24 protein-coding genes and 2 riboswitches are annotated in these 24,369 nt (G+C 63.2%); of the genes, 14 read left to right on the top strand and 10 right to left on the bottom strand.

Annotated features, from left to right (window positions below):
- Positions 1-12: 12 nt before the first annotated feature.
- Positions 13-1,125 (bottom strand): glycine cleavage system aminomethyltransferase GcvT, encoded by a 1,113-nt coding sequence (gene gcvT, locus ACTIGC_RS06265; protein ID WP_439633599.1) that lies wholly within the window; start codon positions 1,123-1,125, stop codon positions 13-15.
- Positions 1,126-1,190: 65 nt separating this feature from the next.
- Positions 1,191-1,306, bottom strand: a riboswitch (glycine riboswitch).
- Positions 1,307-1,397: riboswitch (glycine riboswitch) on the bottom strand.
- Positions 1,398-1,608: 211 nt separating this feature from the next.
- On the opposite strand from gcvT, the gene ACTIGC_RS06260 reads away from it, so the two are divergent.
- Positions 1,609-2,001 carry a PepSY domain-containing protein gene (locus ACTIGC_RS06260; protein WP_439633598.1) on the top strand — a complete coding sequence of 131 codons (393 nt, stop codon included), beginning with the start codon at positions 1,609-1,611 and terminating at the stop codon, positions 1,999-2,001.
- Between the two features lie 49 nt (positions 2,002-2,050).
- Here the strand turns inward: ACTIGC_RS06260 and argS are convergent, their stop codons facing one another.
- On the bottom strand, positions 2,051-3,814 hold the full coding sequence (gene argS, locus ACTIGC_RS06255; protein ID WP_439633597.1) for an arginine--tRNA ligase: 1,764 nt from the start codon (positions 3,812-3,814) through the stop codon (positions 2,051-2,053).
- A 12-nt stretch (positions 3,815-3,826) separates the two neighbouring features.
- On the bottom strand, positions 3,827-4,390 hold the full coding sequence (locus ACTIGC_RS06250; protein WP_439633596.1) for a hypothetical protein: 564 nt from the start codon (positions 4,388-4,390) through the stop codon (positions 3,827-3,829).
- Positions 4,391-4,537: 147 nt separating this feature from the next.
- Between ACTIGC_RS06250 and ispH the strand changes: the two genes are divergently transcribed.
- The 5 genes from ispH to ACTIGC_RS06225 all read left to right on the top strand — a co-directional run bounded on the left by ispH (position 4,538) and on the right by ACTIGC_RS06225 (position 8,292).
- Positions 4,538-5,482: a 4-hydroxy-3-methylbut-2-enyl diphosphate reductase gene (gene ispH, locus ACTIGC_RS06245; protein ID WP_439633595.1), complete on the top strand. Its 945-nt coding sequence runs from the start codon at positions 4,538-4,540 to the stop codon at positions 5,480-5,482.
- Entirely contained in the window at positions 5,482-5,907 is a 426-nt protein-coding gene (locus ACTIGC_RS06240; RefSeq protein ID WP_439633594.1) for a DUF1801 domain-containing protein, read from the top strand. Before ispH ends, ACTIGC_RS06240 begins: the two co-directional genes overlap by 1 nt.
- Positions 5,904-6,365, top strand: coding sequence for a ribonuclease HI (gene rnhA, locus ACTIGC_RS06235; protein WP_439633593.1), 462 nt, complete (start codon positions 5,904-5,906; stop codon positions 6,363-6,365). Before ACTIGC_RS06240 ends, rnhA begins: the two co-directional genes overlap by 4 nt.
- A gap of 61 nt (positions 6,366-6,426) precedes the next feature.
- The gene (gene purB, locus ACTIGC_RS06230; protein ID WP_439633592.1) at positions 6,427-7,725 is read left to right on the top strand and encodes an adenylosuccinate lyase; all 1,299 of its coding nucleotides are present in this window, start codon (positions 6,427-6,429) and stop codon (positions 7,723-7,725) included.
- Positions 7,726-7,776: 51 nt separating this feature from the next.
- Positions 7,777-8,292 (top strand): MgtC/SapB family protein, encoded by a 516-nt coding sequence (locus ACTIGC_RS06225; RefSeq protein WP_439633591.1) that lies wholly within the window; start codon positions 7,777-7,779, stop codon positions 8,290-8,292.
- 3 nt (positions 8,293-8,295) lie between these two features.
- On the opposite strand, the gene ACTIGC_RS06220 is transcribed toward ACTIGC_RS06225, so the two are convergent.
- Positions 8,296-8,619, bottom strand: a complete 324-nt coding sequence (locus ACTIGC_RS06220) for a DUF1476 domain-containing protein (RefSeq protein WP_439633590.1) — start codon at positions 8,617-8,619, stop codon at positions 8,296-8,298.
- Positions 8,620-8,890: 271 nt separating this feature from the next.
- On the opposite strand from ACTIGC_RS06220, the gene purC reads away from it, so the two are divergent.
- A complete protein-coding gene (gene purC / locus ACTIGC_RS06215) occupies positions 8,891-9,664 on the top strand; it encodes a phosphoribosylaminoimidazolesuccinocarboxamide synthase (protein ID WP_233352542.1) in 774 nt (257 codons plus the stop codon).
- 13 nt (positions 9,665-9,677) lie between these two features.
- Positions 9,678-9,920: a phosphoribosylformylglycinamidine synthase subunit PurS gene (purS, locus tag ACTIGC_RS06210; RefSeq protein WP_127566105.1), complete on the top strand. Its 243-nt coding sequence runs from the start codon at positions 9,678-9,680 to the stop codon at positions 9,918-9,920.
- A gap of 210 nt (positions 9,921-10,130) precedes the next feature.
- Here the strand turns inward: purS and ACTIGC_RS06205 are convergent, their stop codons facing one another.
- Both ACTIGC_RS06205 and ACTIGC_RS06200 read right to left on the bottom strand, forming a co-directional pair.
- Complete coding sequence (locus tag ACTIGC_RS06205) at positions 10,131-10,514, bottom strand: VOC family protein (RefSeq protein ID WP_439633589.1); 384 nt, start codon at positions 10,512-10,514, stop codon at positions 10,131-10,133.
- A gap of 64 nt (positions 10,515-10,578) precedes the next feature.
- Entirely contained in the window at positions 10,579-11,682 is a 1,104-nt protein-coding gene (locus ACTIGC_RS06200) for a DUF5694 domain-containing protein (protein WP_439633588.1), read from the bottom strand.
- 142 nt (positions 11,683-11,824) lie between these two features.
- Here ACTIGC_RS06200 and purQ point away from each other — a divergent pair, with 142 nt between their 5' ends.
- From purQ to purL, 4 genes are read left to right on the top strand one after another with little or no spacing between them, the layout of a single operon-like run.
- Entirely contained in the window at positions 11,825-12,487 is a 663-nt protein-coding gene (gene purQ, locus ACTIGC_RS06195) for a phosphoribosylformylglycinamidine synthase subunit PurQ (RefSeq protein ID WP_439633587.1), read from the top strand.
- On the top strand, positions 12,487-12,684 hold the full coding sequence (locus ACTIGC_RS06190) for a type II toxin-antitoxin system HicA family toxin (protein ID WP_127566095.1): 198 nt from the start codon (positions 12,487-12,489) through the stop codon (positions 12,682-12,684). Before purQ ends, ACTIGC_RS06190 begins: the two co-directional genes overlap by 1 nt.
- Positions 12,685-12,689: 5 nt before the next feature.
- The gene (locus ACTIGC_RS06185; RefSeq protein ID WP_439633586.1) at positions 12,690-12,998 is read left to right on the top strand and encodes a type II toxin-antitoxin system HicB family antitoxin; all 309 of its coding nucleotides are present in this window, start codon (positions 12,690-12,692) and stop codon (positions 12,996-12,998) included.
- Positions 12,995-15,229 carry a phosphoribosylformylglycinamidine synthase subunit PurL gene (gene purL, locus ACTIGC_RS06180; protein WP_439633585.1) on the top strand — a complete coding sequence of 745 codons (2,235 nt, stop codon included), beginning with the start codon at positions 12,995-12,997 and terminating at the stop codon, positions 15,227-15,229. The genes ACTIGC_RS06185 and purL overlap by 4 nt, the downstream gene beginning before the upstream one ends.
- Positions 15,230-15,324: 95 nt before the next feature.
- Here purL and ACTIGC_RS06175 read toward each other — a convergent pair whose 3' ends face one another.
- From ACTIGC_RS06175 to ACTIGC_RS06160, 4 genes are all read right to left on the bottom strand, one after another.
- Positions 15,325-15,804, bottom strand: a complete 480-nt coding sequence (locus ACTIGC_RS06175) for a hypothetical protein (RefSeq protein WP_439633584.1) — start codon at positions 15,802-15,804, stop codon at positions 15,325-15,327.
- Between the two features lie 305 nt (positions 15,805-16,109).
- Positions 16,110-18,146, bottom strand: coding sequence for an RNA polymerase sigma factor RpoD (gene rpoD / locus ACTIGC_RS06170; RefSeq protein ID WP_439633583.1), 2,037 nt, complete (start codon positions 18,144-18,146; stop codon positions 16,110-16,112).
- Between the two features lie 66 nt (positions 18,147-18,212).
- A complete protein-coding gene (dnaG, locus tag ACTIGC_RS06165; RefSeq protein WP_439633582.1) occupies positions 18,213-20,036 on the bottom strand; it encodes a DNA primase in 1,824 nt (607 codons plus the stop codon).
- A gap of 49 nt (positions 20,037-20,085) precedes the next feature.
- Entirely contained in the window at positions 20,086-20,553 is a 468-nt protein-coding gene (locus ACTIGC_RS06160) for a GatB/YqeY domain-containing protein (RefSeq protein ID WP_127566080.1), read from the bottom strand.
- A gap of 169 nt (positions 20,554-20,722) precedes the next feature.
- Between ACTIGC_RS06160 and carA the strand changes: the two genes are divergently transcribed.
- The gene (carA, locus tag ACTIGC_RS06155) at positions 20,723-21,928 is read left to right on the top strand and encodes a glutamine-hydrolyzing carbamoyl-phosphate synthase small subunit (RefSeq protein ID WP_439633581.1); all 1,206 of its coding nucleotides are present in this window, start codon (positions 20,723-20,725) and stop codon (positions 21,926-21,928) included.
- A gap of 100 nt (positions 21,929-22,028) precedes the next feature.
- Positions 22,029-24,356 carry a S8 family peptidase gene (locus ACTIGC_RS06150; RefSeq protein WP_439633580.1) on the top strand — a complete coding sequence of 776 codons (2,328 nt, stop codon included), beginning with the start codon at positions 22,029-22,031 and terminating at the stop codon, positions 24,354-24,356.
- Positions 24,357-24,369: the final 13 nt, after the last annotated feature.

Genomic DNA, 24,369 nt, shown 5'->3' with positions numbered 1-24,369 from the left:
AGAAAGAAAAAATCAGCCCCGGTAGAAGCGGTGCGGCGTGAAGGGCAGGCTGGCGACTTCGGCGGCGCGCGCCTTGCCGCGCACCATCAGCTCCAGCGGGGTGCCGGGCTTGGCAAGGTCTGCGCGGACATAGCCCATGGCAACCGGCGCGCCATAGCTCGGTCCAAACCCGCCAGAGGTGACCATGCCGACGACTTCGCCATCATGGACGATCTCGGCGCCTTCGCGCGCGGGCGATTTGTCATGCGGCTTGATACCGACGCGCTTTTGCGCCGGTCCATCCGTGATCTGCTTGAGGATTTTGGCCGCGCCCGGAAAGTCCGCGCGCTCGCGGCGCACCTTGGCAATCGCCCAGGTCAGCGCCGCTTCGGCCGGTGTGCGGTCCTCGTCCATGTCGTGGCCATAAAGGCAGAGTCCGGCTTCAAGGCGCAGGCTGTCACGCGCGCCAAGGCCAATGGGCTTCACCCGCTCATCAGAGAGCAGCAGGCGCGCAATATGCACGGCCCTGTCTGCCGGAATGGAAATTTCAAACCCGTCCTCACCGGTATAGCCAGAGCGCGAGGCGTAGATCTCCACCCCGTCCAGCGTAAACACGCCGCATTGCATGAAGACGAGCTTTGCGGCCTCTGGCACCAGGCCGGTGAACACAGCCGCCGCTGCGGGGCCCTGAAGGGCCAGCAGAGCACGATCCGACAGTTCGGTGAGAGTGGTGCCCCGCCCGGCGAAGCCAGCGCGCATATGGGCGAAATCCTTGCCCTTGGTGCCCGCGTTCACGACGGCGAAAATGCCGCCATCCGCGCCGAAGGGCCGCGAGACCATGAGATCGTCCATGATCCCGCCCTCGGCGTTCAGGAGGAGGGTGTATTTCTGCTCGCCAGCGCCCAGCACCGAGAGGTCTGCCGTAATCAGCGCTTCCAGCGCGGCTTCATCGCCGGTGATGTGCGCCTGACCCATGTGGGAGACGTCAAACAGGCCAGCCAATTCGCGCGTGTGCAGATGCTCGGCCATGATGCCTGCCGGATACTGAACCGGCATGGCGTAGCCAGCGAACTCGACCATGCGCGCGCCAAGCTCGACATGCAAATCGTAAAGCGGGGTTTTGAGAAGGTCTGCTGTGTCGGCCATGGGTCACGAAATCCTGAACGCGGGTTTGCAATCACTGCCGTGCGCGAGTTGCCTCGCGTGGCAGCCCTGCCCCCGCTGTCCCGTGACCTGAGAGATTCCCGCGGCAACGGGGCTGACCCCACGTGCCGCTTGCTCCTTCGGTGGGATACTGCCCTAAGGCAAAATCCTCTTTCCAGCGTCGGCGATCCCAGCGGTCCTGCGGCCTGAGCGTTTCCGGGGCGGTTGCGCCTTCGGCGCCGGCATCTTCGGCCGGTCTCTCCCGCTTGGGTGCCTTATGTCGAACAGGTCTCCCCGTTCGACGCGCAAACTAGTCCGGCACGCGCGTGAGTCAATCGGCCCCGGCAAACACTTTCATCATTCGAACGGGATCGGCCATCTCATTCCATCTGGAACCATTCCAGGCACAACCAAAAGAATTCTCACCGGAACCGAAATAATAACCCATGCGTAAGCCTCTCAGATTACAAACTACAGGAGGCCACGGTGAAATTGCGCAAGCTTATGACATCTGCCGCTCTCGCAGGCGCATTGGCTCTTCCGGTTTCAGCTCCCGCGCTTGCTGATGAGCCGGCAGATGATTTCTTCCAGATCATCCAGGAGTTCTTCAACAACGACACGCGAGACGAGCGCCGTGGCCGCGACCGCGACCGTGATCGCGACAACCGCTACCACCGGGGCGAACAGCGTGGCCATGAGATTACGTCGGCCGAGCAGGCTATAGATATCGCCCGCGAACACGGCATGGTCCGCATCACCCAGGTGGAACTGGATGGCCGCTACTGGGAGGTGGAAGGTTACGATCAGCGCCGGCGCTGGATGGAAATCGAAATTGACGCCCGCACCGGACACGCGAGGGATGTCCACCACCGCCGGTGACCGTCGCGCATGAATGTAAAAATGCCCGCCATCACCGGCGGGCTTTTTTTTACATCTGCTCTGGCGCTTCAATCCCGATCAGGGAGAGGCCCAGTTCGAGCTGTTTCAGCGTCAGGGCAGCCAGAGCCAGGCGCGAGCGGCGCACCGCCTCGTCCTTCTCCGGCAGAATCGGACAGGCCGCGTAGAAGCTGGAAAAGGCCTGCGAGAGACCATAGACATGCTCGCAGATATGGTTCGGCGCCCGGTCATCATGGGCACGCACCAGCGCCCCGTGGAAGCCGTCGAGCCTGCGCACAAGAGCGGCTTCTTCCGGCGCGGCGATAATGATCTCGCCCGGCTCCAGCCCCTCGCCAGCGGCTTTGCGCAGCAGCGATTTGATACGCACGGCCTGATAGAGCAGGTAAGGCCCGGTCTTTCCCTCGAAGGACACAAACCGGTCCATCTCGAAAATGTAATTCGTGGTGCGGTAGTTCTGCAGGTCGGCAAACTTTATCGCGGCATTGGCGACTTTGCGCGCCACATCTTCGAGCGAGTCTGTATCAAGCGTTTCGCCAAGACCGGCTTCGGCAAGGCGCGCGCGGGCGCGCTCGCGGGCCTCTTCAATCAGGTCCGCAAGCCGGAACGTGCCACCGGCGCGGGTGCGCAGGCGCTTGCCATCCGGGCCGTTGACCGTGCCGAACTTCACATGCTCCAGCCCGCCTTCACTTGCGAGGCCGGCCTTCACGGCCGCGCGGAAGACCTGCTCGAAATGGTCTGACTGGCCGAGATCGACGACGTAGAGGATAAGATCGGGATCAATGCTCTCGCGCCGGTCAAGAATGGTGGCGAGATCCGTCGTCGCGTAGAGCGCCGAGCCTTGCGAGCTGACGAGGATGAGCGGGGCGAGCTCCTTCTTGTCGTCCTCGCGCGCCACGCGCACGATCCACGCCCCATCAGACAGTTCGGCTACGCCGCGCGCCTTGAAATCCTCGACGAGGCCGGGGATCAGATCGTTGACGTCGCTTTCGCCCTTCCAGAGGTCGAAATGCACCCCCAGTGCCGAGAAATCCTCCTTCAGCGCGGCAATCGACACATTGATGAAGTGCTTCAGCAGAGCGCGATAGCCTGCACGCCCGGCCTGGAGCTCAGCCGTCGCCTTGCGCGAGCGCTCCTGACGGGCGGGGTCTTCCTTGCCCTTGGCGCTCGCCTGCGGGTAGAGCCGGGCCAGGTCTTCGATGGTGACGGGCGCATCAGCCGGGTACGGGCCGGTAAAGTCTTCGACAAAATAGGGCAGGTCTGGCTGTTCATCCTCCAGCTCGGTGATGAGCTGGCCCATCTGCAGCCCCCAGTCACCCAGATGGATGTCGCTGGTCACGTCATGGCCCAGAAAGCGCATCAGGCGCTGCAGGCTGTCGCCAATGACCGAGGAGCGCAAATGCCCGACATGCATGGGCTTTGCGACATTCGGGCCGCCAAAATCGATCATCACCTTGAGCGGGGAATCCACCTGGCCAGCGCCTGTGCGCTCATCAGCGCTGATGGCTCGCGCCCGCGCTGAATAAAGCTGTTGCGACGGTGTGATGTTCAAAAAGCCCGGCCCGGCAATCTCGATATCGAGATCAGGCGCCGACCCTGCCAGATGCGCCTTTACCCCCTCCGCAATCGCGCGCGGCGGTTTGCCGGCCTGCTTGGCGGCTGCCAAGGCGCCATTGCACTGGTAGGGCGCCAGATCGGGGCGGTCGCTTTCGGAAACACGCCCAAGCGCCGGGTCGAGTTCCATAGCGGCAAAGGCATCGCCCAGCAGGGCGCTGAGCTGATCGGCAAGACGGGTCATGACGGTCCAGATTTACTCGACAGGGACGCGGAAACGCAGGCCGGAGCGGTTGAACTCAACCTGTTCCGGCGTCAGCTCAAAGCCGACAATCACCTCGAAATTGGCGCCCGAGGTTGTCGCTTCGGCACGCGGGATCACGATTGAACCGATCTCCTCGGTCAGCTCAACCCGGTTTTCACCCGGCGGGAAGCGCACGGTGATCGGGAATACCTCGCGAGCAATGACGGCACTGTCCGTGCGGGTTACGGCCACGAAGTAGTAATATGTTTTCTCGCTGCCTTCGGCCGCTGCGCCGCGGCCAAAGGCAAAGCGCACGGCCATCTGCATGTCGATCGGCGAGACCCGCGCATCGGTGTAGGTGCAGGCACCCCTCACGTTCAGGATTTCGCCGGTAAAGCCGACATTGCGCAGAACGCGTTCTTCGCCCCTGAACTCCACCAGACGGTGCGCGTCATACAGCGACAGCGCATTGGGACACGGGCCCGGATTGGGCTGCGGTCCGTCGAAGCGGTCGCGCACACTCTGGCACCCGGACAGGACAAGGGCGGCGGCAAATACAGCGGCGATTGAGCGCATGGGGTCTCCCGAAGAACCAGTTCGTCACTATGTTGCAGACACAGGCAGTACGGGTTACGGGCGCGCCGGACTCTGCTACACCCACTGTGTCTAAGCCCTGCACTGCGCGAGAGCAACGTTGTCGCGCCCCTGCCACTGAGGAAAACCGTGAGCGCGTTGCCCCCTCTCCACATTCTGCTTGCCGCGCCGCGCGGCTTCTGCGCCGGCGTGGACCGCGCCATCCAGATCGTGGAGAAGGCGCTGGAGCGCTATGGAGCGCCGGTCTATGTGCGCCACGAGATCGTGCACAACAAACATGTGGTGAACCGGCTGAAGGCCATGGGCGCGGTGTTCGTCAAGGAGCTGGACGAGTGCCCGGATGACCGCCCCGTGGTGTTCTCCGCCCATGGCGTGCCCAAGCGGGTGCCGGAGACGGCCAAGGCGCGCAACATGCTGTTTGTGGACGCCACCTGCCCGCTCGTCTCCAAGGTGCATGTCGAGGCAAGCCGCCATCACAGGAATGGCCTTGAGATTGTGCTGATCGGCCATGCCGGGCATCCCGAAGTTATCGGCACGATGGGCCAGCTTCCCGAGGGCACCATCCACCTCATCGAGACGGTAGAGCACGCAGAATCATTTGAACCGCGCGACCCGCAAAAGCTCGCCTATGTCACGCAGACGACGCTATCGGTTGATGACACGGCGGCCATTGTGGACGTGCTGCAGACGCGCTTTCCGGCGATGGCGGCACCCCACAAGGAAGATATCTGCTACGCCACCACCAACCGGCAGGAAGCGGTAAAGGCCCTCGCCCCGCGCTGCGATCTGGTGCTGGTAGTGGGCGCCCCGAACTCGTCCAATTCGGTGCGGCTGGTGGAGGTTGCCAAGCGGGCCGGCGCGCCCGATGCGCGTCTGGTACAGAGCGCCGCAGACCTTGACCGTAGCTGGTTTGACAATGTCAACACGCTGGGCGTCAGCGCCGGTGCGTCCGCCCCTGAAGAGCTGGTGGAGGATGTGCTCACCCAGATCGCCGGTTTCCGCAAGCTGAGCATCGAAGAGGTACGTGTCGCCAGCGAAGATGTGGTGTTCAAATTGCCGCGCGAGGTAGCGTGATGAGTGAAAACCAGACCAAGGCCGGGAATACCCCTGGGGAGGCGTTCCTTGCTGCCATCGAACCGGAAGCAAAGCGCGAGGAAGCCCGCCAGCTGGACGCGCTGTTCCGCAAGGTGACCGGCTTCGAGCCGGTAATGTGGGGCTCCATGGTCGGCTATGGCCGCTACCACTACCGCTATGAAAGCGGGCGCGAGGGCGACTCCCTTGCCACCGGATTCGCACCGCGAAAGGCGCAGCACTCAATCTACATCATGCCCGGCTATGCCGAATTCGGCGATATCCTGGACCGCCTCGGCAAGCACAAGAAGGGGCAGGCCTGCCTGAATGTGAAGCGCCTCGCCGACATCGATATGGACGTGCTGGGCGAGCTGATCGCAGCTGGCCTAAAAGACCTTGATGCGCAATGGACGGTGCATCCGGCGTGAGCGCCCTCATCACCATCCACACCGACGGTGCGTGTTCGGGCAATCCCGGTCCTGGTGGCTGGGGCGCGCTTCTGGAGTGGAAGGGCCACGAGAAGGAGCTCTTTGGCGGGGAGGCCCACAGCACCAATAACCGCATGGAACTCAAGGCCGCCATCGAGGCGCTGAACGCGCTCAAACGCCCTTCAAAGGTCCGCCTTGTCACCGACAGTGTCTATGTGCGCGACGGCGTGACCAAATGGATTCACGGCTGGAAGCGCAATGGCTGGAAAACAGCCGGCAAGAAGCCGGTGAAGAACGCCGAGCTGTGGCAGGCTCTCGATGAGGCCACCAAGCGCCACACGATCGAATGGGTGTGGGTGAAGGGCCATAATGGCGATCCGGGCAATGAGCGCGCCGACGCGCTGGCGCGGGCCGGCATTGCGGCGTTGAAAGGCGAGGCAGACACCCCCGCCTCTTGACCTTCACGCCCTCAGGGGCGAGAGAGCGCGCTACTCCCGTCACGGATAAAGAGGCGCGCCCATGATCCCCCGCTATACCCGGCCAGAAATGGAAGCGATCTGGAGCCCGCAGAGCCGCTACCGCATCTGGTTCGAGATCGAGGCCCACGCCACCGACAAGCTGGCCGAGCTAGGCGTGGTCCCTGCTTCCGCCGCCAAGGCCGTATGGAAAGCCAAGGACATGGAGTTTGATGTCGCGCGCATCGACGAGATCGAGCGCGAGGTGAAGCACGATGTCATCGCCTTCCTGACCCATCTCTCCGAACTCGTAGGCGAAGAGGCCCGCTTCGTCCACCAGGGGCTGACCAGCTCTGACGTGCTCGACACCTGCCTTGCCGTGCAACTTACCCGCGCCAGCGATCTCCTGCTGGAGGGGATGGACCGGGTGCTGGCGGCGCTGAAAAAGCGGGCGCTGGAGCACAAGATGACGGTGTGCATCGGGCGCAGCCACGGCATCCATGCCGAGCCCACTACGATGGGCCTGAAGTTTGCGCGCTTTTATGCCGAGTTCGCCCGCAACCGGGAACGTCTGGTGCGCGCCCGCGAGGAAGTCGCCACCTGCGCCATCTCAGGCGCTATCGGCACGTTTGCCAATGTCGACCCGGCGGTGGAGGCCCATGTCGCCGAAAAGCTGGGCCTGACCGTGGAGCCCATCTCGACGCAGGTCATCCCGCGCGACCGGCACGCCAACTACTTTGCCGTGCTGGGCCTGATCGCGTCGGCTATCGAGAATATCGCGGTAGAGGTGCGCCATTTGCAGCGCTCTGAAGTGCGTGAGGCGCAGGAGTATTTCTCGCCGGGGCAGAAGGGCTCCTCGGCCATGCCGCACAAGCGCAATCCGATCCTGACCGAGAACCTGACCGGCCTTGCGCGTCTCGTGCGCTCTGCCGTCACCCCTGCGATGGAAAACGTCGCCCTCTGGCACGAGCGCGACATCTCACACTCCTCAGTCGAGCGTGGCATCGGGCCGGACGCCACCGCGCATCTGGACTTCGCCCTGCACCGCACGGCGTCGATGATTGAAGGACTGATCGTGCATGGCGACCGCTGCCGCGAGAATCTGGAGGCCCATGGCGGCATCCATAATTCCCAGCGCGTGCTGCTGGCGCTGACCCAGGCCGGGGCAAGCCGCGAGGACTCCTACCGCCTCGTCCAGCGCAATGGCATGAAAACCTGGGATGAGGGCGGCAGGCTCGCCGATCACCTCAAAGCCGACGCGGAAGTGACCGCCCTGCTCTCACCGGCGCAAATCGATAACTGCTTTGACGAGGCCTACCACCTCAAGCATGTCGACACGATCTTCGCGCGAGTTTTCGGGTAGCCAATCTGGAACACTCCCCCTCCTCTTCCCGTTAAAGGGGTGGAGGAGCACATGCCCGAATGGCTGAACGATGCCGGTCCGCCCGGCGACATGCTGGAAAGCCTGATGCGGCTAGGCCTGGCGGCCCTCGCCGGCGCCTTTATCGGGATCGAGCGCGAGCGCCCCAGGCGCCATGTTGGCCTGCGTACCAACATGCTGGTGGCCCTTGCCGCCTGCCTCTTCACCCTCCTGGCGTTCCAGATCGCGATTTCCATGGGTGATGACGAGGCCGGTATTCAGGCCGATCCGGTACGTGTCATCGAGGCTGTCACCGCTGGCGTCGCCTTCATTGCGGCAGGTGCCATCATCCGTGCCGGCAAGGATATTCACGGCGTAACCACGGCAGCAGCGCTATGGCTGTCCGGCGCCGTCGGCGTGGCGTTTGGTGCTGGCGCGTTCGGCATCGGTGCGGCGGCAGTGGCGCTCGCCCTGATCGTGCTTACCATACTGGTATCGATCGAACGCCATGTACTGAGAAGCAAGTTACCGCCGCAAGACAATTCCGCGCCCCGGGACGTTGACCCGTAGCGGTCAGTCCCCCGCCTGCACCTGCGCGCGGGCAATATCGAGGAGACGCGTCATCTCATGGCGCAGTTCGATGTCGGAGACCGCCACGCCCTTGGCGTCGAAATCCTTGCGGACTTTGCGGAACACATCTTCGTCGCCCACTTCCTCAAAGTCGGCCGCGATCACCTCTTTGGCATAGGCATCGGCCTCCTCACCGGACAGGCCGAGCTTCTCTGCCGCCCACAGGCCCAGCAGCTTGTTGCGGCGCGCACCGGCCTTGAACTCCAGCTCCTGCTCGCGCGCGTAGCGGTTTTCGTGAGCCTTTTCGCGATCATCAAAGCCGGACATGAGGTGTTTCCTATAATAGATGGAACGGGGAGTGTTTGATCCATGGGTATCGCGCCCAAGCCGCTTTATCAATCGTTTGCAGCGCATTGCAGGCCAGTATTGCGGGCGCCCGGCCAAGCGCGTATCCTGATCATCAAAGGCGGCCCGTATTGACGGGCCGCTTCGCGTTTGACACGACACCGATTGACCCGCACCCAAGACTCGCGCGCATGAAGGGCCTCATAGCGCAGCGATACGATTTTCCAACGCCCAGCGGAGAGCGATGACCCCCATGTCACGCCGCAAGAAACTCTACGAAGGTAAAGCCAAGATCCTCTATGAGGGCCCGGAGCCGGGTACGATCATCCAGCATTTCAAGGATGATGCGACCGCCTTCAACGCCCAGAAGCGCGCGACGCTGGAGGGCAAGGGCGTGCTCAATAACCGGATCAGCGAGTTCATTATGGAACACCTGAACCGGATTGGCGTGCCGACGCATTTCATCCGCCGCCTGAACATGCGCGAGCAGCTGGTGCGCGAGGTGGAGATTATTCCGCTGGAAGTCGTGGTGCGCAATGTCGCCGCCGGTTCCATCTCCACGCGCTTCAACATCCCGGAAGGCGAGCCACTGCCGCGCGCCATTGTGGAGTTCTACTTCAAGGACGATGCGCTGGGCGATCCGCTCGTCTCCGAAGAGCATGTGACGGCGTTCAACTGGGCAAGCCCGCAGGAGCTGGACGAAATCATCGCTCTGGCACTGCGCGTGAACGATTTCGTCTCCGGCCTGTTTGCGGGTGCGGGTATCCGTCTGGTCGACTTCAAGCTGGAATTTGGCCGTCTGTACGACCAGAACGACATGCCGCGCGTGGTGCTGGCCGACGAGATCAGCCCTGATTGCTGCCGCCTGTGGGATATGACCACGAACGAGAAGATGGACAAGGACCGCTTCCGCCGCGATCTGGGCAATGTCACCGAAGCCTATGCCGAAGTCGCGCGGCGCCTCGGCATCATGCGCGAGATGGACAGCGCCAATGGCGCGGCCCCTGAGTCTGAAGAAAGCGAATAGGATCAAAGAGACGATGAAAGCGAAAATCCACGTCTATCTGAAACCCGGCGTGCTGGACCCGCAAGGAACCGCCGTTGCCAATTCGCTTCGTACGCTCGGCTTTGAGGAAGTGACCGGCGCGCGCCAGGGCAAGCTGATCGAGCTCGATCTCTCCAGCGTTGACGCCGAAGAAGCCAGCGAGCGCGTGAAGGCCATGTGCGACAAGCTGCTGACCAATCCGGTGATCGAGAACTACGACATCGAGCTGAGCGCGTAAGCCTCCTTGCACTGTCATCACCCGCGTATGTGGGTGATCCATGCCTCTGACAATTAAAGCTCTTTCGTCTCGTCATGCCCGCGCAGGCGGGCATCCAGAGATCGTGGGGCAAAGACAGTCCCAAGCTGCTCTGGGTTCCCGCCTGCGCGGGAACGACGCCGGAGAGAAATCGACTTTTTTCGCCGGTCAATGCACCCTGGAGTAGCAGGCCTAAAGCTCCACCGACTCCCACAGTTCGATCTTCACCCCGTCCGGGTCCATGATCCAGGCGAAGCGGCCATAATCGTGAGACTCCGGCGCGCCGACAAGCTCCACGCCCTTCGCCTTGATGCGCTCCAGCAGGGCGTCGAGATCATCAACCAGCAGATTGATCATGAAGGGCTGGGCAGAGAGCTGGAAATACTCCGTATCGGCCTTGAAGCGGGCGAAAATGGTGCGTGCGCCATCGCCATAGCGCGCGGCCGCCTCACCGTGGCGGAATTCGAATTCCCCATATTCGCTGAGCTCCATGCCCAGCACGTCGCGATACCAGACCTTGCTGGCCTCCGGGTCCGCTGATTTTACGAACACGCCGCCTACGCCCAGAACACTCATGCCTGCCTCCCCGGCTGACCTGGGGAGAGGTTAGCAGCGGTGCTTTAGAAAGGCGACCCTGCCCCTATTCCAGCACGGCCAGCATGTCGCCGCTGCGCATGTCGGTCATCATGTCCAGATAGGCATCGAGCCACGGCTTGTGCGCCGCGCCGACCAGCACGAGTACGCGCCCGCCCACCGCATCGGCCGACGCCTCGCGGATATGGGCCGTCATGCGCAGATTGCGGGTATCCCATTCGGCCATGCGCACCCGGCCTGCATGCTCCGGCCACGCCCTGTCGATCATCACCCGCCACTGGCCCTCCACGTCCATGTGGCCGTGCTCTGGCGCGTTCAGCCGCCGGAAATAGGCGAGCATCGCCTCCGGGCTCTGCCAGTCATCCGCATTCATGTCCGTTGCCGTGAAAATCGGATGGTCGAAAATGCTGGCAAATTCGGCCGTTTCCAGCGCGGCCGTCATCGGTCCGGCTACCCGGCCCATCAGGTGGGAGGCCGTGTGATCATCAGCAGGGTAGACCCGCTCATGGCCGAGCCGCACCGCCAAGGCCACGGCAATCTGGACATTCTCGTTACGGGAGGCTGAGACCCGCTCCAGCAGAGCCGCGAGTTCAGCGGTGACACCATCACCTGCAGCGCGCTCTGCTGGCTCAAGGTGCAGCCATTGCACGAGCGAAGAAAAGATATCACCGGACGCGGCAAACAGCGCGGCGAGATGACGGCGCTGCGGCGCTGCAGCTGTGTCCGGCCAGCCTGCCAGCGCCTCATCTACGGCTACCAGGGCTTGGGGCATGTCGAGGCCGGTTTCTTCTCCGGCCAGACGCACGCCCTCCAGCGCGGCGCTGGCAAAGTAGCCCACTGCCCCGTCATAGCGGGCATCATATGCCTGCATCAGAAAAATCGTTTCCGGACCCAGCGCCTCGATGGTGATGACATCCGGCGCCAGCGATTCCAGACGGTCCAACAGGCCGGAAAGAGCCGCCGGCTCAAATCCCTCCACCTGAGCGAGATGCGCAGTGCCCAGCACATAGGCCTCCGTCACCTGGCCGTGCACATGGGCAGCTTCACCGCGGGGATCGAACGAACCGCGCGTTCCTTGCGCGTCATTGGCGCCCCCCGAAACTGCTCCTGCGAACAGGGCCAGCGCGATCACGGCGGTGTTCAGCATCATCTCTTCCTCCTTGTAGCAGGCAGCGCCCTCTTGCAGTCAGATGCAGTATGCACCGCTATCGGATGCGGCAAAGATGCAACGCGATTGTCGCAGCCGCACCGGCCTCTCGCCTTGGCGTGAATCCCCTGCTAAACGCTGCGCCATGAAGACCGCTGTCATTGTATTCCCCGGCTCCAATTGCGACCGCGATGCGGCCGAGGCTTTGCGCCTTGTCACGGGGGCTGCCCCCGCGATGATCTGGCATCAGGAAACCAGCCTGCCGGACGGGCTTGATCTCGTCATGGTGCCGGGCGGGTTCTCCTATGGCGACTATTTGCGCTCCGGCGCGATAGCGGCCCGCTCGCCGATCACGCAAGACCTGGTAAAACGCGCTGAGAACGGCCTGCCGGTACTGGGCGTGTGCAACGGCTTCCAGATCCTTATCGAGACCGGGCTCCTGCCCGGCGCGCTGATGCGTAATGCCGGTCTGCTCTTTGTCTGCGAGCGCACCCCGCTGCAGATCGAGAACACCAATTCGCGCTTTACCCGCGCCTATGGCGAAACGCGCGAGCTGACGATCCCAATCGCGCACCATGACGGCAATTACTTTGCCGACACCGAAACGCTGGACCGGCTGGAGGGTGAAGGCCAGGTGGCCTTCCGCTATCTCAATAATCCCAATGGCTCGATCCGCGATATTGCCGGGATCACCAATGCGGCGGGCAATGTGCTCGGCATGATGCCCCACCCCGAACGCGCGGTTGATCCGGTGCATGGCGGTACGGACGGACTTGGCGTGTTTGAAAGCCTTCTGGGGCGGGGGTGATGCTCACCAGCCGGGAGGTCATAGCCAGGCTGGAAAAAGCCGGCTGGCGCAAGATCCGACAACGCGGCAGCCATGTGCAGATGAAGAAAGACGGGGTGGCAGCAATCGTGACGGTGCCCCATCCCAAAAAGGACCTGAAGCGTGGTACGCTGCGCTCCATCGAGCGCGCGAGCGGCGTGCAACTGATCAAGGACTGAGTGCGATGACACTGCATGTCTATCCCGCCATTCTCGAAGGCGATGCTGAAACCGGTTTCAGCGTCTACTTCCCCGATCTCAACGGCTGCGTGTCGGCTGGCGACAGCGCCAGCGAAGCTGCGCTGAACGCGCAGGAAGCCCTCGCCTTGCATCTCGAAGGCCTGATGGGTGAAGGCCTGCCCGTTCCCGCCCCGTCTGACCTTTCCGCGATCCGGCCTGAACCCGGCGCGCCGGAGGCCGCCCGGCTTCTGGTCACCGCCTATCTGCCTGATCCCTCCCCGCTCCACCAGCCGCAACGGACGCATGCCGAATGAGTGTTGAACCCAAATACGCCCCCGGCATTACCGAACAGATCGCGCTCGAGCACGTCACGGCAGACGAGTACGAGACAATCCTGCGCGTGCTGGGCCGCGCGCCGAACATGGTCGAGCTCGGCATTTTCTCGGTCATGTGGTCAGAGCACTGCTCCTACAAGTCGAGCCGGGTGCATCTGAAGAAATTCCCCGTCACCGGCGAGCGCGTCGTTTACGGCCCCGGCGAGAATGCAGGCGTGATCGACATTGATGATGGCGATGTCGCCGTCTTCAAGATGGAGAGCCACAACCACCCCTCCTATATCGAGCCCTATCAGGGCGCAGCGACGGGCGTGGGCGGCATTTTGCGCGACGTCTTCACCATGGGTGCGCGGCCCGTGGCGCTGATGAATGCTCTGCGTTTTGGTGCGCCGGACCATCCCAAGACGCGCCAGCTTGTCTCCGGCGTCGTCGCGGGCATTGGCGGCTATGGCAATTGCGTCGGCGTGCCGACCGTTGGCGGCGAGACCAATTTCGACAAGGGTTATAACGGCAATATCCTCGTCAATGCGATGGCGGTCGGCCTTGCGAAGCGCGAAGGCATCTTCACCGCTGCTGCCAAGGAAGCTGGCTTCCCGGTTCTGTACGTAGGCGCAAAGACCGGCCGGGACGGCATTCACGGCGCGACCATGGCCTCAGCCGAGTTTGGCGAGGGCTCGGAAGAGAAGCGCCCGACCGTGCAGGTCGGCGATCCCTTCACCGAGAAAAAGCTGATCGAAGCGTGCCTTGAGCTGATGGCAGAAGACGCGATCAGCTCCATTCAGGACATGGGCGCAGCCGGCCTGACCTCTTCCTCCGTGGAGATGGCGTCGCGCGGCGGGCTAGGTATCGAGCTGGACCTCGACCACGTGCCCCAGCGCGAAACCGGCATGACGGCCTATGAAATGATGCTGTCGGAATCGCAGGAACGCATGCTGATGATCCTGAAGCCCGGCGCGGAGCCCATCGCCGAGCGCATCTTCAGGAAATGGGATCTGGACGTCGCCACCATCGGCAAGACGACCGATACCGGCCGCATGGTTCTCAAACACCAGGGCGAAGTGGTCTGCGATCTGCCGCTTGATCCCATCGGCGAGGAGGCCCCGGCCTATACCCGCCCCTGGTTCGAGCCCGAAGCGCGCGCCAGCATTGATCCGCGCACCATGAAGGGGCCGGAGCATCTGGGTGAAGCGCTGCTGACCATCATGGCGAGCCCCGACATGGCGTCCAAACGCTGGATCTGGGGACAGTATGACCGCCACGTCATGGCCGACACGATGGCAAGCTCCGAAGACCCGGCGGATGCCGCCATCGTGCGCGTGCATGGCACGAACAAGGCGCTCGCCATCACGACCGACTGCACACCGCGCTATTGCTATGCCGACCCGTTCGAGGGCGGCAAGCAGGCCGTGGCCGAGACCTGGCGCAATCTGACGGCCGTGGGCGCAGACCCCATCGCCATCACGGACTGCCTCAATTTCGGCAATCCCGAACGCCCGGAAATCATGGGGCAGTTTGTGGGCTGCGTCGAAGGCATGGCCGAAGCCTGCAAACAGCTTTCCTTCCCCGTCGTGTCGGGCAATGTCTCGCTCTATAACGAGACTGATGGCAAGGCGATCCCGCCCACCCCGGCTGTCGGCGGCGTGGGCCTCCTGCCCGATCTTTCAAAACGCGCCGGCTTTGGCGGCATGAAAGAGGGCGATGTGGTGCTTGTCATCGGTGAGACGCGCGGAGAGCTCGGTGCCTCGCTCTATATGCGTCATGTCGAGGAGAAAGAGGACGGCGCGCCGCCTCATGTCGATCTGGCTGCCGAAAAGCGCAATGGCGATTTTGTCCGCGCCGAAATCCGCGCCGGGCGCGCCCGCGTGGTCCACGATGTTTCCGATGGCGGTCTCGCCTGCGCGGTTGCCGACATGGCCATGGCCTCAGGCATCGGCGTGAAGCTCGCCTTCAACGGCAATCTGCCCGCCTATGCGTGGATGTTCGGCGAGGATCAGGCCCGTTATCTGATCGCCGCTGACGCAGCGACGGCAGAAACCATCCGCCAGAACGCCATCGCCGCCGATGTGCCGGTCAGCGTGGCCGGAATCGCGGGTGGACGCGCCATCTCGATCAATGGCGGCCATGCGCTGGACCTGATTCGCCTGAAACAGGCTCATGAGACCTGGTTGCCGTCCCTCATGACCGCAGAGACGGCACGCGCAGCCGAATAGGCAAAAAAAGAGCCGGACTCCATCTGAAGGGGTGTCCGGCTCAACATCGCTGACCGGGCGGGGGATTTGCCCGGCCAGCGGAATTCCTTATCGCTCTAGCGGCAGGCTGCAGCGTTGGCAGCAGCTTCCGGGCCAGCGCCTTCAATGGCGGCAGCAGCGGCAAAGTCCGCCGAGGCGGCAGCCGTATTGCCCGCCAACGCATAGGCTGCGCCGCGATTGTTGAGCGCTTCCCAGCCGCCTTCATTGGCCTCTACGGCCGCATCACAGGCTTCGGCTGCACCGGCATCACCGAGATTGGCGAGCGCGCCGCACAGATTGGTGCGGGCAGCGGCCATGGTCGGGGCCGCATTGCGGCGCGACAGGGCCTCATTGGCGAAGTGGGCAGCTTCACGCCACTGGCCACGCTCGAAGCGCTGGACCGAGGCACGCACCGAGCGGTGCGCGGTGCTCTGAGCGACGAAAGCCGGCTCGCACACCTGCGCTTCGGCGGAAGATGCGCTGGCGACAGACAGGCCTGCAGCCATCATGGCAGCAGCAGCGGTCATCAGGATCGGGGAGGAGAATTTGAAGGACATGTCAGTCTCCGAAAGATGGGCGCCCTGTTGACCGGGCGTTGCGTTGAACTCGCTCCGGGAAGATAGGGCTATGACGAGCGTTTGAAAAGTGAACATTGTTCATTTTTTTGAGAAAAAGATGTTGCAATGCAACAGCGCGCCTGTCCAGCTCGCGACTGCATATCAATCCATGTGATTGCTTCTAATCAGATACGTCGCGTGCTGCGAGTGCGTGAGCGCCGTCAGACCACCGCACCTGCACAAAGGAAAACGCCGCCGGATCTTCGTCCGGCGGCGCTGAACCGTAGCACAAAAAGAAACTGTCTCTAGCTATCCAGGAAGCTGCGCAGTTTGCGGCTGCGGCTGGGGTGTTTCAGCTTGCGCAGGGCCTTCGCCTCGATCTGGCGGATACGCTCTCGCGTCACCGAGAATTGCTGGCCGACTTCCTCCAGCGTGTGATCGGTATTCATGCCGATCCCGAAGCGCATGCGCAGCACACGCTCCTCACGCGGGGTGAGGCTGGCCAGCACCAGCGTGGTGGTCTCGCGCAGGTTGGAATGGATCGCCGCATCGATGGGCAGGACCGCATTCTTGTCCTCGATGAAATCGCCGAGGTGTGAATCTTCCTCATCGCCAATCGGCGTTTCAAGGGAGATCGGCTCCTTGGCGATCTTCATCACCTTGCGCACTTTTTCCAGCGGCATGGAGAGCTTTTCAGCCAGCTCCTCAGGCGTCGGCTCGCGGCCGATCTCGTGGAGCATCTGGCGGCTGGTGCGCACGATCTTGTTGATCGTCTCGATCATGTGGACCGGGATACGGATGGTGCGGGCCTGATCCGCGATGGAGCGGGTAATGGCCTGACGAATCCACCAGGTCGCGTAGGTGGAGAATTTGTAGCCGCGGCGGTATTCGAACTTATCGACCGCCTTCATCAAACCAATGTTGCCTTCCTGGATCAGATCCAGGAATTGCAGGCCGCGATTGGTGTATTTCTTGGCGATGGAGATGACGAGGCGCAGATTGGCTTCGACCATTTCCTTCTTGGCAATGCGAGCTTCCCGCGCGCCCTTCTGGACGGTCGCGACGATACGGCGGAAATCGTCGATCGGCACGCCGGATTCCTGCGCCAGCTCGGCGATGTGCTCGCGAATCTGGGCGGCTTCCTTTTCCTCGCGCTCGGCGAATTTCTTCCACGGGGCCGATTTGGCTTTCCAGTCGTCCAGCCAGTTCGGGTCCAGCTCATGGCCCTGATAGGCCTGCATGAACTCATGACGCGGCACGCCGTGTGCCTCGGCGGAACGCAAGAGCTTGCCTTCCAGCACCACCAGACGCTTGTTGATGGCGTCCAGCTGCTCGACCAGCGCCTCGATACGCGCATTGTTGAGGTTCAGCGAGTTGAGATTGGCAACGATGGATTCGCGCACGCCCTCATAGGTCTCGCGATCCTTTTTGGAGAGGTCCTTGCCCTCCATGCGCAGGCCGACCAGCTTGTCCTGAAGCTTGCGGAAGGTGTTGAAATCACCCGCTACCGCGTCCAGCGTCTCCATGACGCCTTCGCGCAGCTCGGCTTCCATGGCCGCGAGGGACAGGTTTGCACCATCCTCGTCATCTTCCTCATCATCGGTTGAGGCTGCGTTTTCGCCTTCCTCGCCCTCTTCGCCGGTCTTTTCCTCGCTCTCCTCGGCGCGCGAACGCACCTGGGCGCGGATATTGGCGGCGGGGCCGCGTCCGGCGTCGGGCGCGCCGGTTTCGGAGTGATCCTCGCGCACGCCGCCATAAGTGGCGTCCAGATCGATGATATCGCGCAGCAGCACCTGGCCGGACTGCAGCTCTTCACGCCAGACCATGATGGCTTCAAACGTCAGCGGGCTTTCGCAAAGCCCGCGGATCATGGCGTTGCGTCCGGCCTCGATCCGCTTGGCGATGGCGATTTCGCCTTCGCGCGAAAGCAGCTCCACAGAGCCCATCTCGCGCAGATACATGCGCACCGGATCGTCGGTGCGATCCTGCGCGGACGTGGTGTTCTGCCCGGCGACAGCGGTTTTCGACTTGGCGGCTACCGCGCGGGAGCGGCCATCATCTTCTTCCTCGTCATCGCCTGCAGCCGCGTCGTTCTCTTCCACCTCGTCCTCGGAATCGACGACGGTAATACCCATCTCCGACAGCTGGGAGAGCACGTCTTCAATCTGCTCGGATGAAAATTCTTCTGACGGGAGAACCTTGTTGAGCTCGTCATGGGTGACATAGCCGCGCTTCTTGGCGGTTTTCACCATCGCCTTGACCGACAGGTCATTGAGATCGAGAAGCGGGCCGTCCTGATTTTCCGGGGCTGCTTCAGCCGTCTCGGTCGCTGCTTTGGTCATGCCTGACTTGAACTCCCTTGGCGGCCGGAATACCAGCTGCCACAAACAAAATCGACCGCCCGCGCGCTATCTGCGACGGCGGCTGGCCTTATACCCTGCGATAAGCTGGTGCACTTCAGCGGCATCGCCGCGCGCCAGCGCCTCGCTTTCAAGAAGACGCGCTTCACCCCGGATGCGTTCCTCTTCAACCCTCTCCATATAGGAAGCCGCCGCTTTTCGCCAAGCGTTCAACCTGCTGGAAGGGTCAGCGTCCTCTCCCCCCATGGATGCCCGCATCGGTGCCCGTTCAGCTTCCAGCTTGCGAAGGACCGGATGATGCCCCTGCCGGACCAGAGAGTGTCTGAGCATCTCATGATCCGCAATCTGACCAGTGGAGCATGCGTCTAGAATAGCGTCACGCAGGCTGTCAAGCGGACCGCAGTCCAGCTCGGCAAGCGTTTCGGCTTCGCTGACGGCCAGTTCGGGCCACTCAATGGCAGCCAGCAGAAGATGGCGGACTGCAGGCGGCGCCCGGCGTGCTTGCGCGAGCTTGCGCGTTTCGGCCACCGGCGGACCATCGGATATGCCACTCGCATCCTGACGCCCGCGCCAGGGCGCGCGCGCCGGCTTGCGGCCAAACGCCGAGGCAAGGCGCCTGTCAAACTCGGCCTTGTATTCCTCGCGCACATCCGGATCGGCGATCTTTGAAGTCAGCGCGCGCAGGCGCCGGCGGAAACCTGCCCGCCGGTCCGGGTCGGTCAGCGGCTCTGCGGCAAACTCCCTGTCCCAGACCAGATCGGCCAGCGAGCGCGTATCGTTGACCAGCGCGCGCAGCGTCTCGGCGCCCTTGGCCTTCAATACATCGTCAGGGTCCTGCCCGTCCGGGAGAAAGACAAAGCGCAAGGTCTTGCCCGGCTCCAGCATGGGAAGGGCGCGCTCAGCGGCCAGCCCTGCCGCGCGCTGACCGGCACTGTCACCGTCAAGGCAGATCACCGGCTCCGGCCCCGCACGCCACAATAAACGTATCTGGTCCTCGGTCAGAGCGGTGCCCAGAGGCGCCACGGCATGAACGAGGCCTGCCCGGTTCAGCGCGATCACGTCCATATAGCCTTCGGCGACTATCAGTCCGCGAATGCCGGATTTCGGATCGGAAGCGGCGCTGCGCGCTTGCGGATAACGATAGAGGACATGGCTTTTGTGAAAGAGCGGCGTCTCCGGCGAGTTGAGATATTTCGCGCGCGCATCCTTTGACAAAGCGCGCCCGCCAAACGCCACCAGCCGCCCGCGCGGATCCTGGATCGGAAACATCACCCGGCCACGGAAGCGGTCAAACGCCGCTCCGCCATCTTCCGGCGCGATCAGCAGCCCAGCCGTTACCAGCTCATCAGGCTTGGCACCCTTGTTGACCAGAAAGTCCTTCAGCCCGGTACGCATCTCGGGCGCATAGCCAAGGCCGAAATTCTCCCAGTCGCGCGGAGAAAGCCCGCGCCGCTCCAGATAGGCGCGCGCCTCGCCCCCGCGCTGGCCGTTCAGCTCACGCGCAAAATACTGCTGCGCCAGCTCGTTCCACTCGGCCAGCTCCTTGCGGCGCTCATCCTTGCGGGCGGCTTCCGGGTCCGGCGCAGGCATGGTCAGCCCTGCCTCGGCGGCGAGCGTCTCGACCGCCTCCATGAAACTGAGACCTTGCGTTTCCTGCAGCCAGTTGACGGCATCGCCGTTCTTCTGGCTGGAGAAGCAATGGTAGAACCCCTTCTCGTCATTGACGAAAAAGGATGGCGTGCGCTCTTTCTTGAACGGTGACAGACCCGCAAACTCGCGTCCCTGACGGCGCAGGGCTACCGTGCGCCCCACTAGATCGGAGAGGCGGATGCGCGCTTTGATCTCGTCCAGGAATCCGTCGGGAAGGGCCATGGCTCACCATAGCACACGCGGCAGACTTGCCACGGCCTAGTTGTGCGCTTTACGCCCGGCTCTGCAGCAGGGTCTTCACCGTTTCGCCCGCCTTGGAAAAGTCCATGCGGCCGGTATAGCGCTGTTTGAGCGCGCCCATGCACTTGCCCATGTCCTTCAGGCCCGTGGCGCCGAGCTCGTCGACGACCGTCTCTGCGGCCTGCTCGATTTCCTGCTCGCACATCGGCTTGGGCAGGTAGGCGCGCACGATGTCGGCTTCCGCCCGCTCACGCTCGGCCAGATCCAGCCGGCCAGCGTTCTCGTAGGTTTCGGCGCTCTCCTCGCGCTGCTTCACCAGCTTCTGCAGCAGGGCCATGATCTCGCCCTCACCGCACCCCTGGCAGCGGTCTTCAGCCCGCGCAGCGATGTCACGGTCCTTGATGGCAGCCTGAACGAGGCGCAGCGTGCTGAGCTTCAGCCCATCCTTGGCCCGCATCGCGTTTTTGAGGTCTTCGGCAATCTGGTCGCGCAGCGACATTTTTCATCCATTCGCACGAGTTACAGCGACGCCGCCTAACCCGTTGTTTTTGAGTTTCTTTTTCGGCTTCTAGCTTGCTTGACGTCCGGGCAAGGCTCACATACCGTCCGCGCGTTTGTTCAAAGGGCCGCCCTTATTGTGCGGCGCACGCGAAATCAGGCGGTGAGATATGACGGAACGGGCCGGGAATCAAGTACTGACCGCAAACCCCTGGCGCGACAGCGATCTTGACGGGGCGACTGGAGCCATCGTGCTGGCTGACGGCACGATCATCCCCGGCGAAGGCGCCGGGGCATCGGGAATCGCCACTGGCGAGCTCTGCTTCAACACGGCGATGACCGGGCATCAGGAGATTCTCGCCGATCCGTCCTATGCCGGACAGATCGTCTGCTTCACCTTCCCTCATATCGGCAATGTCGGTGCCAATGCGCACGATGAAGAGGCCGCCAGTGACAGGGCGCGCAAGGCAGCCGTAGGCATGGTCAGCCGGGCCCCGATCACGCCGCCATCGAGCTGGCGCGCCGAACACAGCTTTACCGAATGGCTGACCGCGCGGGGCATTGTGGCCGTTACCGGCGTCGACACCCGCGCGCTCACGGCCCGGATCCGCGAGCTGGGCATGCCTATCGCCGCGATTGCGCACTCCCCGTACGGGAAGCTGGACGCGGATGCCTTGCGCAAGGCTGCGCTCGATGCGCCCAGCATGGAAGGCGCAGAGCTGGCGCAGCATGTTCTGAGCGAAGCAGACAGCGACTGGACGCAATCAGACTGGGTGTGGCCCGACGGGCCGGGCATCGGCCCGTCCGATGGTCCGCTCGTTGTGGTGCTGGATTATGGCGTGAAGGCCAACATACTGCGCCGTCTGGCAGGGGCTGGAGCGCGCGTAAAAGTGGTGCGCGGCACGGCGAGTGCCGAAGACGTACTCTCGCTGTCGCCGGCGGGCGTGGTCGTATCGAACGGTCCCGGCGATCCCGCGGCCACGGGTGAGTATGCGCTGGCCACCATTCGCGGCGTCATCGAGGCGGGTGTGCCAACCCTTGGCATCTGCCTTGGCCACCAGATGCTCGCGCTGGCCATTGGCGCCCGGACAGAGAAAATGGCCCACGGCCATCATGGCGCGAACCATCCGGTGAAAAACATACTGTCAGGCCAGGTGGAGATCGTCTCCATGAATCACGGCTTCGCGGTGGATCGTGACAGCCTGCCCGATAATGCCGAAGAGACCCATATCTCGCTGTTCGACGGTACAAATTGCGGCTTCCGCCTTAAGGACAAGCCGGTCATGTCGGTGCAGCACCATCCGGAAGCCAGCCCCGGCCCGCAGGATTCCTTTGGCGTGTTTGACGAATTTGTCGGTCGCCTGTCGGGCGGTTGACCCCTGATAAACCCCACCTCTCGGAAAACCTTTTCCATTTTGCCTGATCGGCTCTAGCTTATCTGTCGAAGGACAGGGGACGCGGAGATCAGGAATGGCCATGAAACTGCGCAGCGCGCTTCTGGTAACGGTATTTGCGGCAGCCTGCATCGGCATGGCTGGCTGTGGTGGCGGCGGTGGCGGTGGCAGCCCTACCGTAACGCCTGCACCTCCACCTCCCCCCCCGCCACCGCCACCACCTCCTCCGCCACCGCCGCCCCCCCCGCCCGGGAATCCGGCAGATTTTGAAACGGCTGAGTATAATCGCCAGTACGGGCTGGGCCTGATCAATGCGTCGAGCGCCTACGCGGCCGGCGCGACCGGACAGGGCATCACCGTCGCGGTCGTGGACAGTGGCATCAATCAGTCTCATCCTGAGTTGATCGGCCGTATATCATCTGCCAGCGTCGACATCGTTTCCTCACGCGGCGAGCTGGAAGACATAGACGGACACGGCACGGGCGTGGCTGGCGTTATAGTTGCAAACAAGAACAATCTGGGCGGGCACGGCGTAGCGTTTCAAAGTACCGTTCTGGCCATCCGGGCTGACACACCGGGAACGTGCGAAGATGACGATCCCGATGATGGCGGCTGCCGCTTCTCGGACGCCAATATCGCAGCTTCCATCGACTATGCGATCAGCCACAACGCGCGCGTGATCAATCTTTCGCTGGGGCGCGATATCGGCAGCAATGACTCCCTGACTCAGACATTCGCTGCGATGCGGCGCGCAGTAAATGCCGGTATTTTCATCGTCGTTTCGGCGGGAAATAGCGGCGAGGAAACGGACGGCACGGGTGACCAGCCCAATTTCCCGGCCAACTTTGCCAACATGCCGGACGCGCAAGGGTTTGTTGTGGCAGTAGGAGCGATCGATTGCCCTGGAGGGGACATCGTGGGTTGCGACGTGGAACTTGTTGATCTGGCACCCTACTCAAACCGGGCTGGCGATGCGGGGGCGACCTTCCTAGTGGCCCCGGGCACAAGGATTCTTACACCCTATATCGACGACGAGAACGGCGACCCCCTGCTTGTTCGCTTTTCGGGCACCAGCTTTGCCGCGCCGCACGTAGCCGGTGCTCTCGCCCTGCTACTAGATGCTTTTCCAAACCTGCAGGGCAATGAGGCGCTGCAGATCCTGTTTGAAACGGCCCTGGACCTCGGGCCACAAGGGATCGATTTTCTGTTCGGTCGCGGGCTGATCGACCTGGCGGCCGCTTTCCAGCCCGTCGGCGCGACCAGCATGCGGCTTGGCACAGGCGAAGCCATCCCGCTCGACCTGCTCCTGTCTGCGCCGGACGGTCCGGCGGGGGACTGGCTCTGGGAAAGCGGACTGGTTGATGATGCCGTGCTGCGCGACAGCTATCGCCGCCCCTTCCATTTCAGCGCCGACCGCCCATCCTTTGCACCGGACAGCGCTCTGAACGCCATGGAAAGCGCAGCAGCGGCGGGCCTGGCACGCGCGTCACGCACCCAGGTCGGCCCGGCCAGCATCAATCTGCGCATGAACTGGCAGCCGCCGCACCTGCTGCGCAACCTGCCGCAGGACTGGTACCAGTCGGCTCCGGACATGTCCTTCGCCTTCCGTCAGGGGGGCTTGAGCGTGGAAGCCGGGCGCGGCTTCTCCTCGCCCGCACCCGTTGGCGGGGCAGGGGTATCGGTGCTGTCGGAAACCCTGTTCTCTGGTGCGGTGGCCCGCTTTGCCGGCTCGCGCGAATGGGTGGCAGCCAGCTATGAGTTCGGCCCCGCTGCCTTCCATATGCGCTCCTCCTCTGGAGACAACAGCGCATTCAACGCCGTGGGCTTCACATACACCCTGCGGTCCGGCCGGCTTACCGGGCAGACCTTCGGGCTGGAGACCGGCACCGGCCAGGAAACCGGTTCGGTGATGGGTGGCAGGCTGGCCGCCCGATTCGGGGCAGAAGACGCCGCCGACACCCAGTTCACCGCAGCGCTCTGGTCTGGCCAGCTGCCGCTCGGCTGGCGCGGGTCGGCGCGGGCGGAATACGTCACCGGCCAGTTCAACACGCCCGCCTCGCTGACCGTCGAGCAGGAGCTCGGTGCCAGCGCGTGGAGCGCCGGTATCGACAGGCCGCTGGCCGGGGGCAGGTTTGGTTTCACCCTGTCTCAGCCACTGCGCATGGAGCACGGACGGATCTCTGCCCGGGTTCCGGTCAATGTCGACCGGGAAGACAGGGTCAGCTATGAGCGGCGCCATGCTTCGCTGACGCCTTCGGGCCGCGAGATTTCGCTGGAAGCCGCCTGGCGCAGGCAGCTGACCACACAGGTCGACGCCGCCTTTGCCGCGCGTGTGACCCGTGAGCCCGGCCATATTGCGGACGCCGAGCCCCAGGCCTTGGGCTGGGCCTCGATCCGCGCGCGCTGGTAGGCATTGCCAGAGT

It is taken from the genome of Glycocaulis sp., from assembly GCF_051859565.1.
Lineage (GTDB): Bacteria > Pseudomonadota > Alphaproteobacteria > Caulobacterales > Maricaulaceae > Glycocaulis.
Note: the sequence above shows the minus strand (reverse complement) of the source record. Positions and strands in the feature narration are given on the sequence as shown.

Bases quoted from the DNA above. Each gene is read 5' to 3' on its own strand.
- gcvT (WP_439633599.1), bottom strand. From the start codon at position 1,125: ATGGCCGACACAGCAGACCTTCTCAAAACCCCGCTTTACGATTTGCAT.
- argS (WP_439633597.1), bottom strand. From the start codon at position 3,814: ATGACCCGTCTTGCCGATCAGCTCAGCGCCCTGCTGGGCGATGCCTTT.
- ACTIGC_RS06250 (WP_439633596.1), bottom strand. From the start codon at position 4,390: ATGCGCTCAATCGCCGCTGTATTTGCCGCCGCCCTTGTCCTGTCCGGG.
- ACTIGC_RS06240 (WP_439633594.1), top strand. From the start codon at position 5,482: ATGAGTGAAAACCAGACCAAGGCCGGGAATACCCCTGGGGAGGCGTTC.
- purB (WP_439633592.1), top strand. From the start codon at position 6,427: ATGATCCCCCGCTATACCCGGCCAGAAATGGAAGCGATCTGGAGCCCG.
- ACTIGC_RS06225 (WP_439633591.1), top strand. From the start codon at position 7,777: ATGCCCGAATGGCTGAACGATGCCGGTCCGCCCGGCGACATGCTGGAA.
- ACTIGC_RS06220 (WP_439633590.1), bottom strand. From the start codon at position 8,619: ATGTCCGGCTTTGATGATCGCGAAAAGGCTCACGAAAACCGCTACGCG.
- purC (WP_233352542.1), top strand. From the start codon at position 8,891: ATGTCACGCCGCAAGAAACTCTACGAAGGTAAAGCCAAGATCCTCTAT.
- purS (WP_127566105.1), top strand. From the start codon at position 9,678: ATGAAAGCGAAAATCCACGTCTATCTGAAACCCGGCGTGCTGGACCCG.
- ACTIGC_RS06205 (WP_439633589.1), bottom strand. From the start codon at position 10,514: ATGAGTGTTCTGGGCGTAGGCGGCGTGTTCGTAAAATCAGCGGACCCG.
- ACTIGC_RS06200 (WP_439633588.1), bottom strand. From the start codon at position 11,682: ATGATGCTGAACACCGCCGTGATCGCGCTGGCCCTGTTCGCAGGAGCA.
- purQ (WP_439633587.1), top strand. From the start codon at position 11,825: ATGAAGACCGCTGTCATTGTATTCCCCGGCTCCAATTGCGACCGCGAT.
- ACTIGC_RS06190 (WP_127566095.1), top strand. From the start codon at position 12,487: ATGCTCACCAGCCGGGAGGTCATAGCCAGGCTGGAAAAAGCCGGCTGG.
- ACTIGC_RS06185 (WP_439633586.1), top strand. From the start codon at position 12,690: ATGACACTGCATGTCTATCCCGCCATTCTCGAAGGCGATGCTGAAACC.
- purL (WP_439633585.1), top strand. From the start codon at position 12,995: ATGAGTGTTGAACCCAAATACGCCCCCGGCATTACCGAACAGATCGCG.
- ACTIGC_RS06175 (WP_439633584.1), bottom strand. From the start codon at position 15,804: ATGTCCTTCAAATTCTCCTCCCCGATCCTGATGACCGCTGCTGCTGCC.
- rpoD (WP_439633583.1), bottom strand. From the start codon at position 18,146: ATGACCAAAGCAGCGACCGAGACGGCTGAAGCAGCCCCGGAAAATCAG.
- dnaG (WP_439633582.1), bottom strand. From the start codon at position 20,036: ATGGCCCTTCCCGACGGATTCCTGGACGAGATCAAAGCGCGCATCCGC.
- ACTIGC_RS06160 (WP_127566080.1), bottom strand. From the start codon at position 20,553: ATGTCGCTGCGCGACCAGATTGCCGAAGACCTCAAAAACGCGATGCGG.
- carA (WP_439633581.1), top strand. From the start codon at position 20,723: ATGACGGAACGGGCCGGGAATCAAGTACTGACCGCAAACCCCTGGCGC.
- ACTIGC_RS06150 (WP_439633580.1), top strand. From the start codon at position 22,029: ATGAAACTGCGCAGCGCGCTTCTGGTAACGGTATTTGCGGCAGCCTGC.